Here is a 16,488-nt window from a genome sequence, read left to right as displayed (position 1 = left end):
GAAAGGAAGGAGTGTTTTAAATGGGAGAATTTAAAGGTTTTATGAAATATGACAGACAAGCACTGCCTGAGCTTTCGTTAGCAGAACGTTTAACGAGTCATGCAGCATTTCAACAATGTTTTTCTAAAGAAGATGCTGCGCTGCAAGGTGCGAGATGTATGGACTGTGGTACTCCGTTTTGCCAAACAGGACAACTAGTTGAACGTGATACAGTAGGATGTCCGATTGGAAATTATATACCAGAATGGAATGATCTTGTTTATCATCAAGATTATAAAGCGGCGTACGAACGGTTATCAGAAACGAATAATTTCCCTGATTTTACAGGGCGTGTCTGTCCAGCACCTTGTGAACAATCTTGTGTGATGAATATTAATCGAGACCCGGTGGCAATTAAAGGTATCGAGCGTACTATAATAGACGAAGCATTTGAAAATGGATGGGTAGAACCGCGTGTTCCTGCAAATCGCATAGAACAGCGTGTAGCGATTGTTGGTAGTGGGCCTGCAGGTTTAACGGCAGCTGATGAATTGAATGCGAAGGGGTATGAGGTGACCGTTTATGAACGGGCATGTGAAGCAGGTGGATTATTAATGTATGGCATCCCTAATATGAAATTGGATAAAGAAGTGGTCCGACGACGTATTCGATTGATGGAAGAAGCGGGTATCCGTTTTGTTACAAATACAGAGGTTGGAAATGATATCTCGAAAGAGACGCTTGAATCTGAATATGATGCCATCATCGTTTGTACTGGTTCACAGCAAGCAAGAGACCTTCCGTTAGAAGGACGTATGGGATATGGTATCCACTTTGCAATGGATTATTTAACAGAACAAACACAGATTGCGAATGGAGAATTGAAACCAGAAGATGCAGAGATTTGTGCCGAAGGTAAGAATGTCATCGTGATAGGTTCTGGTGATACAGGAGCTGATTGTGTAGCGACTGCATTGCGAGAAAATTGTAAAACCGTTGTACAATTCAATTATCGTACGAAGATGCCTGAACGTTATGAAATTGAAGGTAATCCTTATTGGCCATTGTCTATGCCTGTTTTTAAAATGGATTATGCACATAAAGAAGCAGAAGAACGTTTTGGTTTTGAACCACGTGCTTATGGTGCACAAACGATGCGTTATGATGTGGATCGCATTGGCAATGTTCGAGGTGTTTATACACAAACGTTGAGGAAAATGCCAGATGGCAGTACTAAAATTGATGATACCGAAAAACATTGGCCAGCTGATTTAATATTACTGGCAATTGGATTTGTAGGTACTGAAAATACTGTGCCGAATACTTTTGATTTGCGTACCGAACAAAACAAAATTGTAGCAAATGAAGTTGATTATACGACGAATCAACCTCACATTTTTACAGCAGGTGATGCACGTCGTGGACAAAGTTTAGTTGTGTGGGCGATTAAAGAAGGTCGAGGCGCAGCAAAATCTGTTCATAGATATTTACAAAAGCAGCTAGTTTTAAGTTAATAATAGAGGGGCAGCCGTCCCTCTATTTTGTTGCGATACGGAATTGTCAATATTGATTGTGTAAAATTTTCTTGTAAAATTTATTGACATTTATAAAGGGGTATAATATGATGTTTATTGTGCTTATTGGAGGAATACCCAAGTCCGGCTGAAGGGATCGGTCTTGAAAACCGACAGGGGCTTAACGGCTCGCGGGGGTTCGAATCCCTCTTCCTCCGCCATTATAAATGAAATCCAAGACTAATAGATATAAAAAGGCAATTATTCAATGTTCGTATTGAGTGATTGCCTTTTTAATTTGTATTTTAATAATTAAAAATGGGGAGTGCTCAATTTAATAGAGGTATTTTACAAGAAGGTTTACCATAGTTCGAAATAAGGAATTAAATAACTATTACATAATGGAGGGTATTCCCATGGAAATTAAAGTAGCAAGTATCTTTGTAGACAATCAAGATCAAGCATTAAAATTTTATACTGAAATACTAGGTTTTCAAAAGAAAGCAGATGAACCTGCAGGCGAATATAGATGGTTAACGGTTGTTTCCTCAGAAAATCCAGGTGGAGCTGAATTATTATTGGAACCCAATAATCACCCAGTAGCTAAAGCATATCAAGAAGGTTTAAAAGAAGAGGGTATTCCATGTACAATGTTTGATGTAGAAGACGTGCAATCTGAGTACCAAAAATTGAAAGAACAAGGTGTAGGTTTTACAATGGCGCCTATGGATTACGGAAGCGGTGTGAAATTCGCAATTTTTGATGATACTTGCGGCAACCTTGTCCAAATTATTGAACGAAAAAAATTAGAGAAATAATAAGATGTGAAGTGATGGAAAAGGTTAATTCCATCACTTTTTTAGGTTAAAGTAAATTTTTTTGAATGAGCAATTATTATTTTTAATGAAAGCCTTTACATAACTTGTCTAGACAAGTACAATAGATTCAAACATAAAACAAAGGGAGTGAGTCGGATGGCTGTTAAAGATAAAGACGTTAAACAGATTGTGGAGGCAATCGGTGGCGCGGAAAACGTAGAAACGGCAACGCACTGTGTGACGCGATTACGCTTAGTATTAAAAGATGACGATAAAGTAAATAAGGATAAATTAAATGATAACCCGCTTGTTAAAGGACAATTTAAAGCGGATAATCAATATCAAATTGTTATCGGCCCTGGGACAGTCGATGAAGTTTACAAAAAATTTATGGCTGATATTGGTAAAGAAGGCGCTTCAAAAGACGATGTAAAAGCAGCGGCAGCAAAGAAAGGCAATCCACTCCAACGTTTAGTTAAATTACTTGGAGACATATTCATTCCTATCTTGCCAGCCATCGTAACAGCCGGTCTGTTAATGGGGATATACAACTTATTAACTATGAAAGATTTATTCGGACCGAAACCCTTAACCGAACAATTTCCGCAGATACATGATTTTGCAGATATTGTGAATGTTATTGCGACAACGGCATTCATCTTCTTGCCAGCTTTGATTGGTTGGAGCAGTATGCGCGTATTCGGAGGGAACCCGGTACTTGGTTTAGTATTAGGGCTTGTATTGATGCATCCGCAACTTGTTTCGCAATATGATTTGAACCAAGGATCAAAAATTCCAGTTTGGCACATTTTCGGTTTAGACGTTAAACAATTGAACTATCAAGGACAAGTTTTACCTGTATTATTAGCATCATATGTACTTGCCCAGATTGAGAAGGGCCTAAATAAAGTAGTTCATGACTCAATCAAAATGCTGGTTGTAGGACCGATTGCTTTATTAGTAACAGGTTTCTTAGCGTTCTTAGTCATCGGACCGATTGCATTATGGATCGGAACAGGCATTACTGATGTTGTAACATTCTTATTCAACCGTGCAGGCTGGTTAGGCGGTGCTATTTATGGATTATTCTACGCACCACTTGTAATCACTGGTTTGCATCACATGTTCTTAGCAGTAGACTTCCAATTAATGGGAAGCAGCTTAAAAGGAACATACTTATGGCCAATCCTAGCAATTTCAAATATTTGCCAAGGTTCAGCAGCATTTGGTGCATGGTATGTATATAAACGTCGTAAAATGGCAAAAGAAGAAGGTTTAGCATTAACTTCAGGTATTTCAGGCTTACTTGGTGTAACTGAACCTGCTATGTTCGGGGTAAATATCCCATTGAAATATCCATTTGTTGCAGCGATTCTTACATCATGTGTTTTAGGAAGTGTAATCGGTGCAAGTAAAGTACTAGGAAATGTAGGCGTTGGTGGTGTGCCGGCCATCATTTCCATTCAGAAAGAATATTGGATTGTATATGGAATTTGTACAATCATTGCGATTATTGTACCGGCTGTCTTAACAGTTATCTTTTCTAACTTCGCAAAAAACAAAGCGAAAGAAATGGTTGATTAAGCAATAAAATTTGTTGAAATAGAGATAAATGAACATTTGAGCGTAGGCCAAATGATTTTGAAAAGATTCTAAAACAGAACATCATTTTCCAGATGTTCTGTTTTTTTATAAAGAGAGAGGAAAAGGTGGGTCATACTATGCAACAAAATGATTGGAGAAAATCAGTAGTTTATCAAATCTATCCGAAATCATTTAACGATACAACAGGTAACGGAACAGGGGATTTAAATGGAATTATTGAAAAAATGGATTACCTTGAATACTTAGGTGTAGACTATCTTTGGTTAACACCTGTATATCAATCTCCGATGAATGATAATGGATATGATATCAGTGATTATTTGAGTATTAATGAAGATTTCGGTACGAAAGAAGAATTGAAGCAACTTTTAGATGAAGCACACAAGCATAATTTGAAAGTAATGATGGATATTGTTATCAATCATACATCAACAGAACATGAGTGGTTTAGAGCAGCTATTTCTTCAAAAGATAACCCTTATCGTGATTATTACTTTTTCCGTAAATCTGCAAAAGAAGGTGCACCACCAACAAATTGGGAATCAAAATTCGGAGGTAATGCTTGGAAGTATGATGAAGAAAGCGATGAATACTATTTACATCTTTTTGATGTAACGCAAGCAGATTTAAATTGGGAAAACCCTAAAGTCAGAGAAGCGCTCTATGACATGATTAATTACTGGATTGATTTTGGTATTGATGGCTTTCGTTTTGATGTGATTAATCTTATTTCAAAAGGAGAATTCCGTGATTCTGATAAAATCGGCAAAGAATTTTACACAGACGGACCACGTGTCCATGAGTTTATTCATGAAATGAACCGCAATACTTTCGGCAATAAAAATTTAATGACTGTCGGTGAAATGTCTTCTACAACGATTGATAATTGTATCAAATATACAAATCCAGAACGTGAAGAATTGAGCAGTGTTTTCAATTTCCATCATTTAAAAGTTGATTATGCAGATGGTGAAAAATGGACATATGCAGATTTTGATTTTATTGAATTAAAACGTATATTGATGGAATGGCAGATTGGTATTCATGATGGTAATGGTTGGAATGCAATTTTCTGGTGTAATCATGATCAACCTCGCGTTGTTTCTCGTTTTGGAGATGATTCAACAGAAGAACTACGTCAAAAGAGTGCAAAAATGTTAGCAGTCGCTTTACACTTACTGCAAGGCACTCCTTATATTTATCAAGGTGAAGAAATCGGTATGACTAATCCGCATTTTACAAGCATCAATCAATATCGAGATGTAGAATCATTGAATGCTTATGATAATTTGAAAGCACAAGGTTATGCGGATAAAGAAATTATGCAGATTTTAGACCAGAAATCTCGTGATAACTCACGTACACCTATGCAGTGGACATCAGGTGAGAATGCTGGATTTACAAGCGGCACACCTTGGATTGATATCCCGAGTAATTATCAACATATCAATGTAGAAGATGAAGTTGAGAATGAACATTCAATTTTACAAACTTATCGTGAACTAATTCGATTGCGTCATGAACATGACATTGTTACGTACGGAGATATTTTGCCGCTATATATGGATAATCCTAATTTAATGATTTACCAACGCAGTTATGAAGATAAAAAATGGCTAATCATTGCTAACTTCAGTAAAGAAGCGGTAATGCTACCAGAGGATTTAGATACAGATGGCGAAGTCATTCTAGAACGTGGTACTATCAATAATGGAGAAATCGAGGGCTATGGTGCCATCGTCATCGAACAGTAATTTAAGTAAAGAATCGAGTGAATAACATGATAGTAAAACCTAAAAAGTTCACTAAAATATATGATGATTTAAAAGCGAGTATTTTAAATGAAGAAATTGTATATGGGGAGCAGCTGCCGTCTGAAAATGATCTGGTAGCGACTTATGAAGCTTCACGTGAAACAGTACGCCGTGCGCTCAATCTGCTTGTCAGCGAAGGTATGATACAGAAAATAAGAGGAAAAGGCTCTATTGTGATTTATCAAGGTGTAACAGAATTTCCATTTTCAAGATTGACAAGTTTTAAAGAAGTGCAAGAAAGATTAGGAGTTAAACTGGAAACAGAAGTGAAACTTTTAGAAAAAGAAAATGCTGGATCAGTTCCTAAAGTAAAAGAAGCATTAAATCTGAAGAAAGAAGATAAGTTATGGCATTTAATACGTTATCGTAAAGCGGATGGACGCGTAAAAATCATTGATGAAGATTATTTGGTAGAAGCCGTTGTTCCGAATTTAACCGAGGATATCGTGTCTGATTCTTTATATGATTATATTGAACAAGAATTAGGTTTAGATATCAGTTACTCGCGTAAAGCCATCACTTTTGAACCATTTACGGATCAAGAGTATGCAGCTTTCGGGACTATTAACCCACCTTATACCGCTACTGTTCGAGGTGTTGTACATTTAAGAGATATGACAAAGTTTCAATATAATGTCGCAAAGCATATTGCGACAGATTTCAGGTTTATAGATTTTTCAAGAAGATAAGGTGAAAGACCAACTCGTGTGGAAAGATTCATGAGTTGGTCTTTTTTTCTTTTGGAAATGTGATTGCTTATCAACTTTGACATCAGAATTTTTTACTGCTAACATTTAAGTATATTCTTAAATGATTAAATGAAGGCAGGAAATTTAATGAAAGATATCTTCAAAGCACTGTCAGATTCGACTAGGAGATCTATTTTAGAGATGTTGAAGGAACAGAAATTAACAGCTAGCGAAATTGCTGAACATTTCGATATGAGTCAAGCGAGTGTTTCTCAGCATCTTAAAATACTTAGATTGAATGATTTAATTTACTCGGAGCGAAAAGGAAAATATTTGTATTATCACTTGAATTTATCTGTTTTTGAAGAAGTGATTAAATGGGTTGTTCAGTTTAAACAAGATTAGGAAGGGGTTTGAAATGTCAAAAGTTGAAGTTGGAACAAAAAAGTTTGACCGTTTTAGTATAGTTGCCATAGTGTTAACAGCGATTACTTGGGTAGTTTTTATTCCATTTCTACCTTGGACACTACCGTTGCATTACGATAATCAGAATCAATTGGATTTATATCTGAATAAGGTTACTGCACCTATTGTAATAATGTTGGTTATGATAGTAAGTTATAGTGTAATCAAAAGAAAAGCCCAACGTGATAAGCAACATAAAAAGCTAGGAAATGTCAGTTTCAATACGGCTTTTTGGAATCCTATGGTACAAAGCTTTATATACCTTATAAGTTTATTAATGATCTTTCATGCGCTTGGATATAATATTATAAATAATTTTATTGGGATATTAATTCTTAGTTTTTTATTAATTTTGTGGGGGAATTACTTGCAAATTATTCCGGTAAATTCTAAGAATATTGGTATTCGTAATCAGTGGACAAGCGCAAATGAAGCGGTGTGGAAAAGAACACACCGGTTTGTTTCACGGTTATTTATTGCGACAGGCTTTGTCTTACTTGTTTTGGCGTTGTTGCAAGTAATTAATAGTGTAACAGCATTACTTGTATTTGCGTTAGTGGGTGGGGCAGCTCCGTTTATTTATTCTAAATATGCTTACCAAAAAATTGTCCATGGAAAATCTTAAATGTCGGTTGAATCTTCAAATTTTCTTTTTAATTGAAAGAACTTAAACTTCAAGAAATTTACAAATTGTTAAAGCTTGCATTACGACCTTTAAATATAGTATGATATATCTTGCCGTGCTAGGTGGGGAGGTAGCGGTTCCCTATTCTCGAAATCCGCTTATGCGAGACTGAATACTTTGCCTAGGGTGTGTACTTGTGAAGTCTGCCCAAAGCACGAGGTGTTTGAAGATTTCGGTCCTATGCAATATGAACCCATGAATCATGTCAGGTCCTGACGGAAGCAGCATTAAGTGGATTCTCATATGTGCCGTAGGGTAGCCGAGATTTAGCTGTCGACTTTGGTAACGTTCATGATACACATTCGAAGCAAAGTTGTGCGGTATTTTTATATTCATTTTAATACATAAAAGTTAACAGGAAATTGAAGGAGCGCAACCTTCAATTTCCTGTTTTTTCTATATAGTCTTAATAAAAATAATAAATGTTTTAAGAAACAAATGGAACATCATATTGCTTATGATATTTTTTCTGCAGCTTCTGCTAAATAGTTCTTAAATTCTCCAATCAATTTTTCTTTATCAGAGTGTTTCATGTGAAGCACGCCAAACTCAATCATTTGATTGAAAGGTGCCCCAATCGGCACAGTTTTTATCATATTACGTTGATAAAAAGGAGTATTTTGTACCATTAAATCAGATAGAATACTGATTCCAAGCCCTTCAGCAACAGAATTAAATAATACGCCTACATTATCTGTAGAAAATAATAGATTAATAGGGCCATTGGCAGCTTCGAACTTCTGAATATTCTTTTTGTAAAAATTACGATCATATAATATGAAGGGAAAAGCCTTTATATCTTCTAAAGATAAGTTCTTCAAATAAGCGAGTTTAGAATCTTTAGGTACAATCGCTGTAAATGCACTAGAAAATAATGGTGTATACTGTGCATCTGTTACATCTAAATCGTCTTCATTTAAGATAGTATATAATCCAATATCTACTTCGCCTCTTGAAACCAACTGTTTAATTTCATTATTTTCTGCTTCTATAATTTGAACATCAATATTCGGGTTATCTTTTTTAAAAGTTGATAACACCCCTGGAACAATCGTCATAAACAAAGTAGGGATGGTTGCAATGGAAAGAGAACCTTCCATTTCAGCATTTAATGATTGGATTTTGTCATATAGTAAGGCTTCTTGATCAATTAAATCCATGATTATCGGAAAAATTTGATGTCCTTGGTCTGTTAAAGTTGTTCCGCTTTTTTGGCGTTTGAACAATTGGATGTTTAACTCTGCTTCTAAGTTTGAAATCGATTGGCTGAGTGCAGATTGTGTAATATGCAATATTTGAGCTGCTTTAGTAATAGATCCAGTTTCATGGATGGTTTTCATATGGTGAAGTTGAATAAAGTTCAATAGATTTATCCTTTCGTTACATAAGTATAACTTATGTATTCATTAATAATATCCATTATACATTAGTATTATTTATCAATATACTAGATATATTGAAATTATAGAAATTATTAAGGGGAGTGCGAAATTTATGTATCGCAATTTATGGACGAAAGATTTTATTTTCATCACAGTAATCAACTTCCTTATGTATATCATTCATTACGCATTGATTGTAACAGTAACGACTTTTACAATAGATACTTTTCATGCGAATGAAGCAATGGGTGGTCTTGCAGCAGGGATTTTCATCATTGGTATGTTGTTCGGCCGTTTATTTACTGGGAAATATATTGATCAACTCAATCTGAAGAAAACACTATTTTTCGGTCTGGTCTTTTCATTTATAGCAATCGGTCTCTATTTCTTAATCCATAGCCTATTAGTACTCATGATAGTGCGATTAATTCACGGCTTGGCATTCGGTATGTCATCAACGACTACAGGCACGTATTCTTCTACCATTGTTCCTGAGGATCGTAAAGGTGAAGGTATAGGATATTACGCGCTTAGTACTACAGTTGCTTCAGCAATCGGTCCGTTCTTGGGCATTTTAATAAATCAGAAATTGAACTTCCAAAGCAACTTTGTAGTTTGTTTGATTTGTATCTTACTTTCAGCTGTTCTTGCGCTGTTCATTTCTAATATTAAGCAACCTTCATTGAACAAAGAAAGAGAAGAAAAAGTAGAAGCAACAAAACCTAAAGGATTGGCGCAATTTTTCCAAAAACAAGCAGTACCTATTTCTATAGTTATTGTTTTTGTAGGTATTGCATATTCTAGTGTGCTTGCATTCTTGGATTCTTATGCGGCGAACATCGGTCTTGCAAGTGCAGCAAGTTTCTTCTTTGTTGTTTATGCGGTCAGCACTTTTGTAGTGCGTCCAATCACAGGAAAAGTGTTTGATAATTATGGTGCCAATAAAGTAGTTTATCCAGTTTTAATCGCTTTTATACTTGGATTAGTATTACTTGCTGTAGCACATAGCAGTTGGGTATTGCTTATTTCAGCTATCTTTATCGGTATCGGTTATGGAACATTGATTCCATCATTCCAAACAATTGCTATTCAAGCTTCACCACCAGAAAAAATTGGCCTTGCAACTTCAACTTTCTATATTTTTGCAGATTTAGGCGCTGGCGCAGGACCGACCTTGCTTGGAATTGTAATCGGCAGTTTCGGTTATCGTAATCTTTATTTTGCAATGGCTGTGTTATTAGTACTTGTCATTGGTTTATACTATCTGTTGCATGGACGTAAACATAAGACAATGGAATATTAAACAAAAAATGCGGTGTGCCTCTATTAGACATACCGCATTTCCTTATTCACTCTGTAATTCTTTTTTGTGTAATCTATCTTTTTGTAATTCTGTTCTATCTTTGAAATGTATACCGAATGCTAAGAAAAATACACCGCATATAAATCCTGGAATAATCATCCAGATATTATGCATCGTGGCGAAACTAGCTAAACACAGTATCATAAATACTATCCCCAAAATAGTATATGCTTTGTTTTTGATAACCAATCACATCGCCTCCCTTAGCTGATTTGACATCTAATATAAGTACAAGTTCATAATATTGATTACTCAATATCTTACCACATTTTTAACAATATATTTACAAAATTTACATTTAGTAACTGCCCTAGCTTAATATTTTTTCTGATTATTTTCAAGGCGTTACCCTAATTGATAAGAGAACTATGGATTTTACGTTATAATGAATCTAATACTTTGCCCAATTCAATGGAGGGGATTTTATGCAAATCTTACTAGGAACTGTGACAGAGAACGACTATGCAATTATTGCGCATTTAAAAAATAAAAAAGATAGTGAAGGCTTATTTGAAGGGGAATATTATGAAGATAGCCTCCGTAGATTAAGACGTATTCCAAATTATAATCCTGATTTTGAAATAATCGCGCGTACAGATGAAGATGAGATTGTAGGTCATATTTTATTAATGGAAGAAATGATTATTAACGGAGAAGATTTACAATGTCCATTAATGATTAAATCACTTTCAGTAAAAGAAGATTATCGAGAATATGGTATCGGAAAAGCATTAGTTGAAGCTGCCAAAAGCAGAGCTAAAGATGAAGGTTATAATGAAATTATTGTTGAAGGGGAACCTGATTATTTTCGCTCATTAGGATTTGTGCCACTTTCAAATTACTCAATAGAGGTGCCGGATGATGAAGATATCAATCAGTTCAGTATTATTCTTTTGTGGGATAGCTTAGATACGTGTCCACAAGGCAAATTAGTCTTAGAAAATATATAATGATGCAAATTGTATCATCGCGTTGAGCTGGTTCTGCGTGCTATAATAATGATGATTTGTATTCGGAGGTGCGAAAGTAATTGAACTATCAAGCTTTATATAGAATGTATCGACCACAGAGTTTTGATGACGTGGTCGGTCAAGAGCATGTAACTAAGACGCTCCGAAATGCTATTGCAAAGGGCAAACAATCGCATGCATACATCTTCAGCGGTCCAAGAGGAACTGGGAAGACAAGTATTGCAAAGGTATTTGCGAAAGCCATTAATTGTCCAAATAGTGTAGACGGAGAACCCTGTAATGAATGTGATATTTGTAAAAGTATTACACAAGGATCTAATTCAGATGTAATTGAAATTGACGCCGCAAGTAATAATGGTGTTGATGAAATTCGTAATATACGTGATAAGGTAAAATACGCACCATCGCAATCAAAATATAAAGTCTATATTATAGATGAGGTTCATATGCTCACAACAGGTGCTTTCAATGCTTTGTTGAAAACATTAGAAGAACCACCAGCACATGCTATCTTTATTTTGGCAACTACAGAACCGCATAAGATTCCACCTACGATTATTTCTAGAGCGCAACGTTTTGATTTTAAAGCAATAGGTTTGGACCAAATTGTTGAACGTCTGCGTTATGTGGCAGAATCACAACATATTGAATACGATGATGAAGCGATTGCTTTTATAGCGAAAGCTTCTGAAGGCGGCATGCGTGATGCACTGAGTATTATGGACCAAGCTATTGCATTCGGGGATGAACATTTAACATTGCAGGATGCATTGAATGTAACAGGAAGTGTAGATGAAGCTTCCTTAAATGCGTTATTAAATGATGTAGCAAATGGACAAGTTAAAGATGCATTTGCGCGTTATCATCAATTTATCGCTGAAGGTAAAGAAGTAAATCGTTTAATTAATGATTTAATCTATTTTGTACGCGATACAATCATGAATAAAACAGCGCAACGAGAAACAGAATACGATGCATTGATGGGATTTGATTTAGATACTCTTTATAAAATGATTGATTTGATAAATGATACATTAGTGTCCGTTCGTTTCAGTGTGAATCAAAATGTTCATTTTGAAGTATTGCTTGTCAAAATGGCTGAGTTGATTAAAGAAGGAGATGCACCCGTTGCTAATCCTGATATGCATTCTGCAAATGCACATCAAGCACCTAGTGCACCACAACCTGCTCAGCAGAATAATGATGTAAGTAGTGCATTGCTTCAACGTTTAGAGCACTTGGAACAAGAATTAAATGCATTAAAACAACAAGGTGTAACGTCAACGAATACACCGCCTAAACAAAAAAGCAATTCGCGTGGACGTCGAAGAAGCAAAAATTCCTATTCGATGACGCAAATTGCTAAGGTGTTAGATAATGCGAATAAAGAAGATATTAAACTTTTGAAAGATTATTGGCAAGAAGTTATTGATCACGCTAAGAATCATAATCAAAAGGCTTTAGTAAGTTTATTGCAGAACTCTATACCTGTAGCTGCAAGTGAGAAAAGTGTATTGGTGCAATTTGAAGCGGAAATCCATTGTGAAATTGTCAATGATGATGATGAAAAGCGTGGTAATTTAGAAGAAGTTGTACGGAGTATTATTAATAAAGATGTATCAGTTGTCGGTGTGCCAGCAGATCAATGGCTACAAGTACGTTCTGAGTATATTCAGAACCGAAAAAAGGGTGGAGTGAATAATGCTTCACAAGAAGGTGCGAATGAACCAGAACAACAGGAAGTTGATATTGTACAAAAGGCAAAAGACATGTTTGGAGAAGATACGGTTCATATCACTGATGAAGATTAATATTGTCGAAAGACGGGACGTGGATATGTTATAATTCACTATATCAATACTGGTATAGAGAAAAGTGAAACGTGTTTCTTCTATATAATAGTAAGTAAACCTAATTATAGAAAAGCGTTTATTGAAATAATCAATATTCACTATGTCAGCAGACATTAACTCAAAACTAAACAAACTTAGAAAAATCAAGGAGGATATATTATGCGCGGTGGCGGAAATATGCAACAAATGATGAAACAAATGCAAAAAATGCAAAAGAAAATGGCTGAAGAGCAAGAAAAATTAAAAGATGAAAAAGTTGAAGGTTCAGCAGGCGGCGGCATGGTTAAAGTTGTCGTAACTGGCCATAAAGAAGTTGTAGATGTCGTGATTGATGAAGAAGCGGTCGACCCAGATGATGTTGAAATGCTTCAAGACTTAGTGTTAGCTGCAACAAACGAAGCAATGAATAAAGCAGATGAATTAACATCAGAACGTTTAGGCAAACACACTAAAGGCTTGAACATTCCTGGAATGTGATAATTGATGCATTATCCAGAACCGATTTCGAAACTAATTGATAGTTTCATGAAATTGCCAGGCATTGGGCCGAAAACGGCGCAACGTCTGGCTTTTCATGTATTAGATATGAAGGAAGACGACGTTGTCCAATTTGCAAAGGCATTAGTAGATGTAAAACGTGAACTGACATATTGCAGTGTCTGCGGACATATAACTGAAGAAGATCCATGTTATATCTGTAATGATAAACAACGTGATCGTTCAGTAATTTGTGTAGTAGAAGATGATAAAGATGTAATTGCTATGGAAAAAATGAGAGAATATAAAGGCTTATACCATGTATTACATGGTGCCATTTCTCCAATGGACGGTATCGGTCCAGAGGATATCAACATTCCTTCTTTAATCGAACGTTTGAAAGATGAAGAAGTTAAAGAGTTGATTCTAGCAATGAATCCTAACTTAGAAGGTGAGTCTACGGCGATGTATATTTCCAGATTGGTTAAACCTATAGGAATTAAAGTAACGCGTTTAGCCCAAGGTTTATCAGTCGGCGGAGATTTAGAATATGCGGACGAAGTAACGTTATCTCGTGCAATTGAAGGCAGAACAGAAATGTAAAAATCAGTAACAGCACCTTGTAAAGACTGTAAAATAAGCAGTTTTGCAAGTTGCTGTTATTTTTTTAACTTTTTTAGAAAAAAATTAAAGTTTGGTTTTTGATAGTATAAAAGAGGGTATCAAAAATGAATGCGCTCACATTAACGCATTAAAGCGAACTTTGATTGGATATGAAGTTTAAAAGTACGGGAATTCAAGTGTGCCAAGGGTTCAGAGCGCTGAAAGTGTAATTTTTATGGGTTGCAAAAAGATATAAAACCCTGTATAGTTAGTAACTGTTGAAAGAACAAAACAAATCTTTAACAAATCTTCACAAAATTAATTTTAAAAAACTTTTAAAAAAGTGTTGACTTCTTTTTCGAAAGAGAGTATAATTAATTCTTGTGAGTCAGAAAAAATGAACATTGAAAACTGAATGACAATATGTCAACGTTAATTCCAAATTAACAAACGTCTTAGACGTTTTGAAACAAATTAGTTTTTATGAGCTAGTCAAACAAATCATAACTTTTATGGAGAGTTTGATCCTGGCTCAGGATGAACGCTGGCGGCGTGCCTAATACATGCAAGTCGAGCGAACAGATGAGGAGCTTGCTCCTCTGACGTTAGCGGCGGACGGGTGAGTAACACGTGGGTAACCTACCTATAAGACTGGAATAACTCCGGGAAACCGGGGCTAATGCCGGATAATATGCGGAACCGCATGGTTCTGCAATGAAAGACGGTCTTGCTGTCACTTATAGATGGACCCGCGCCGTATTAGCTAGTTGGTAAGGTAACGGCTTACCAAGGCAACGATACGTAGCCGACCTGAGAGGGTGATCGGCCACACTGGAACTGAGACACGGTCCAGACTCCTACGGGAGGCAGCAGTAGGGAATCTTCCGCAATGGGCGAAAGCCTGACGGAGCAACGCCGCGTGAGTGATGAAGGTCTTCGGATCGTAAAACTCTGTTATTAGGGAAGAACAAGTGCGTAGGTAACTATGCGCACCTTGACGGTACCTAATCAGAAAGCCACGGCTAACTACGTGCCAGCAGCCGCGGTAATACGTAGGTGGCAAGCGTTATCCGGAATTATTGGGCGTAAAGCGCGCGTAGGCGGTTTTTTAAGTCTGATGTGAAAGCCCACGGCTCAACCGTGGAGGGTCATTGGAAACTGGAAAACTTGAGTGCAGAAGAGGAAAGTGGAATTCCATGTGTAGCGGTGAAATGCGCAGAGATATGGAGGAACACCAGTGGCGAAGGCGACTTTCTGGTCTGCAACTGACGCTGATGTGCGAAAGCGTGGGGATCAAACAGGATTAGATACCCTGGTAGTCCACGCCGTAAACGATGAGTGCTAAGTGTTAGGGGGTTTCCGCCCCTTAGTGCTGCAGCTAACGCATTAAGCACTCCGCCTGGGGAGTACGGCCGCAAGGCTGAAACTCAAAGGAATTGACGGGGACCCGCACAAGCGGTGGAGCATGTGGTTTAATTCGAAGCAACGCGAAGAACCTTACCAAATCTTGACATCCTTTGACCGCTCTAGAGATAGAGTCTTCCCCTTCGGGGGACAAAGTGACAGGTGGTGCATGGTTGTCGTCAGCTCGTGTCGTGAGATGTTGGGTTAAGTCCCGCAACGAGCGCAACCCTTAAGCTTAGTTGCCAGCATTAAGTTGGGCACTCTAAGTTGACTGCCGGTGACAAACCGGAGGAAGGTGGGGATGACGTCAAATCATCATGCCCCTTATGATTTGGGCTACACACGTGCTACAATGGACAGTACAAAGGGCAGCGAAACCGCGAGGTCAAGCAAATCCCATAAAGCTGTTCTCAGTTCGGATTGTAGTCTGCAACTCGACTACATGAAGCTGGAATCGCTAGTAATCGTAGATCAGCATGCTACGGTGAATACGTTCCCGGGTCTTGTACACACCGCCCGTCACACCACGAGAGTTCGTAACACCCGAAGCCGGTGGAGTAACCTTTTAGGAGCTAGCCGTCGAAGGTGGGACGAATGATTGGGGTGAAGTCGTAACAAGGTAGCCGTATCGGAAGGTGCGGCTGGATCACCTCCTTTCTAAGGATATTATACGGAACAGTTTCAACAGAAACTGACGGAATAACGTGACATATTGTATTCAGTTTTGAATGCTCATCCGAGTATTCATGATTGTACATTGAAAACTAGATAAGTAAGTAATAAATAGATTTTACCAAGCAAAACCGAGTGAATTAGAGTTTTAAAGCTTTATTCATTTAAATGAATCGCTAGTAATCAATTTGCCG

Annotated in this window: 14 protein-coding genes, 1 tRNA gene, 1 rRNA gene and 1 other RNA gene; 15 read left to right on the top strand and 2 right to left on the bottom strand. The window is 36.9% G+C overall.

What is annotated here, in order from left to right; translation table 11 throughout:
• Nucleotides 1-20: 20 nt before the first annotated feature.
• From A4G25_RS07205 to ffs, 9 genes are all read left to right on the top strand, one after another.
• The gene (locus A4G25_RS07205; protein WP_047132957.1) at nucleotides 21-1,493 is read left to right on the top strand and encodes a glutamate synthase subunit beta; all 1,473 of its coding nucleotides are present in this window, start codon (nucleotides 21-23) and stop codon (nucleotides 1,491-1,493) included.
• A gap of 128 nt (nucleotides 1,494-1,621) precedes the next feature.
• Nucleotides 1,622-1,714 (top strand) — tRNA-Ser (locus A4G25_RS07200).
• Between the two features lie 195 nt (nucleotides 1,715-1,909).
• Nucleotides 1,910-2,311, top strand: coding sequence for a VOC family protein (locus A4G25_RS07195; protein ID WP_047131449.1), 402 nt, complete (start codon nucleotides 1,910-1,912; stop codon nucleotides 2,309-2,311).
• Nucleotides 2,312-2,467: 156 nt separating this feature from the next.
• Nucleotides 2,468-3,895, top strand: a complete 1,428-nt coding sequence (gene treP, locus A4G25_RS07190; protein WP_047131448.1) for a PTS system trehalose-specific EIIBC component — start codon at nucleotides 2,468-2,470, stop codon at nucleotides 3,893-3,895.
• A gap of 137 nt (nucleotides 3,896-4,032) precedes the next feature.
• Nucleotides 4,033-5,670, top strand: coding sequence for an alpha,alpha-phosphotrehalase (treC, locus tag A4G25_RS07185; protein ID WP_047131447.1), 1,638 nt, complete (start codon nucleotides 4,033-4,035; stop codon nucleotides 5,668-5,670).
• A 26-nt stretch (nucleotides 5,671-5,696) separates the two neighbouring features.
• Entirely contained in the window at nucleotides 5,697-6,419 is a 723-nt protein-coding gene (treR, locus tag A4G25_RS07180; RefSeq protein ID WP_047131446.1) for a trehalose operon repressor, read from the top strand.
• A 147-nt stretch (nucleotides 6,420-6,566) separates the two neighbouring features.
• The gene (locus tag A4G25_RS07175; RefSeq protein ID WP_047131445.1) at nucleotides 6,567-6,824 is read left to right on the top strand and encodes an autorepressor SdpR family transcription factor; all 258 of its coding nucleotides are present in this window, start codon (nucleotides 6,567-6,569) and stop codon (nucleotides 6,822-6,824) included.
• A 13-nt stretch (nucleotides 6,825-6,837) separates the two neighbouring features.
• Nucleotides 6,838-7,509 carry an SdpI family protein gene (locus A4G25_RS07170; protein ID WP_047131444.1) on the top strand — a complete coding sequence of 224 codons (672 nt, stop codon included), beginning with the start codon at nucleotides 6,838-6,840 and terminating at the stop codon, nucleotides 7,507-7,509.
• 113 nt (nucleotides 7,510-7,622) lie between these two features.
• Nucleotides 7,623-7,890: signal recognition particle sRNA large type (gene ffs / locus A4G25_RS07165), an RNA gene on the top strand.
• 134 nt (nucleotides 7,891-8,024) lie between these two features.
• On the opposite strand, the gene A4G25_RS07160 is transcribed toward ffs, so the two are convergent.
• A complete protein-coding gene (locus A4G25_RS07160) occupies nucleotides 8,025-8,933 on the bottom strand; it encodes a LysR family transcriptional regulator (RefSeq protein ID WP_047131443.1) in 909 nt (302 codons plus the stop codon).
• A 130-nt stretch (nucleotides 8,934-9,063) separates the two neighbouring features.
• Here A4G25_RS07160 and A4G25_RS07155 point away from each other — a divergent pair, with 130 nt between their 5' ends.
• Nucleotides 9,064-10,254, top strand: a complete 1,191-nt coding sequence (locus A4G25_RS07155) for an MFS transporter (protein ID WP_047131442.1) — start codon at nucleotides 9,064-9,066, stop codon at nucleotides 10,252-10,254.
• Nucleotides 10,255-10,296: 42 nt separating this feature from the next.
• Here the strand turns inward: A4G25_RS07155 and A4G25_RS07150 are convergent, their stop codons facing one another.
• Nucleotides 10,297-10,503 carry a hypothetical protein gene (locus A4G25_RS07150; protein WP_047131441.1) on the bottom strand — a complete coding sequence of 69 codons (207 nt, stop codon included), beginning with the start codon at nucleotides 10,501-10,503 and terminating at the stop codon, nucleotides 10,297-10,299.
• Between the two features lie 236 nt (nucleotides 10,504-10,739).
• On the opposite strand from A4G25_RS07150, the gene A4G25_RS07145 reads away from it, so the two are divergent.
• From A4G25_RS07145 to A4G25_RS07125, 5 genes are all read left to right on the top strand, one after another.
• The gene (locus tag A4G25_RS07145; RefSeq protein ID WP_047131440.1) at nucleotides 10,740-11,264 is read left to right on the top strand and encodes a GNAT family N-acetyltransferase; all 525 of its coding nucleotides are present in this window, start codon (nucleotides 10,740-10,742) and stop codon (nucleotides 11,262-11,264) included.
• Nucleotides 11,265-11,344: 80 nt separating this feature from the next.
• Nucleotides 11,345-13,096, top strand: coding sequence for a DNA polymerase III subunit gamma/tau (dnaX, locus tag A4G25_RS07140; protein ID WP_047131439.1), 1,752 nt, complete (start codon nucleotides 11,345-11,347; stop codon nucleotides 13,094-13,096).
• A 201-nt stretch (nucleotides 13,097-13,297) separates the two neighbouring features.
• A complete protein-coding gene (locus A4G25_RS07135; protein WP_012664148.1) occupies nucleotides 13,298-13,615 on the top strand; it encodes a YbaB/EbfC family nucleoid-associated protein in 318 nt (105 codons plus the stop codon).
• Nucleotides 13,616-13,621: 6 nt separating this feature from the next.
• The gene (gene recR, locus A4G25_RS07130) at nucleotides 13,622-14,218 is read left to right on the top strand and encodes a recombination mediator RecR (RefSeq protein ID WP_012664149.1); all 597 of its coding nucleotides are present in this window, start codon (nucleotides 13,622-13,624) and stop codon (nucleotides 14,216-14,218) included.
• Between the two features lie 509 nt (nucleotides 14,219-14,727).
• Nucleotides 14,728-16,279 (top strand): 16S ribosomal RNA (locus A4G25_RS07125).
• Nucleotides 16,280-16,488 lie beyond the last annotated feature (209 nt).

The sequence above is a fragment of the Staphylococcus condimenti genome (genome assembly GCF_001618885.1).
Taxonomy (GTDB): Bacteria; Bacillota; Bacilli; order Staphylococcales; family Staphylococcaceae; genus Staphylococcus; species Staphylococcus condimenti.
The sequence above is the reverse complement of the archived record's forward strand: the minus strand, read 5'-3'. Positions and strand labels throughout refer to the sequence as shown.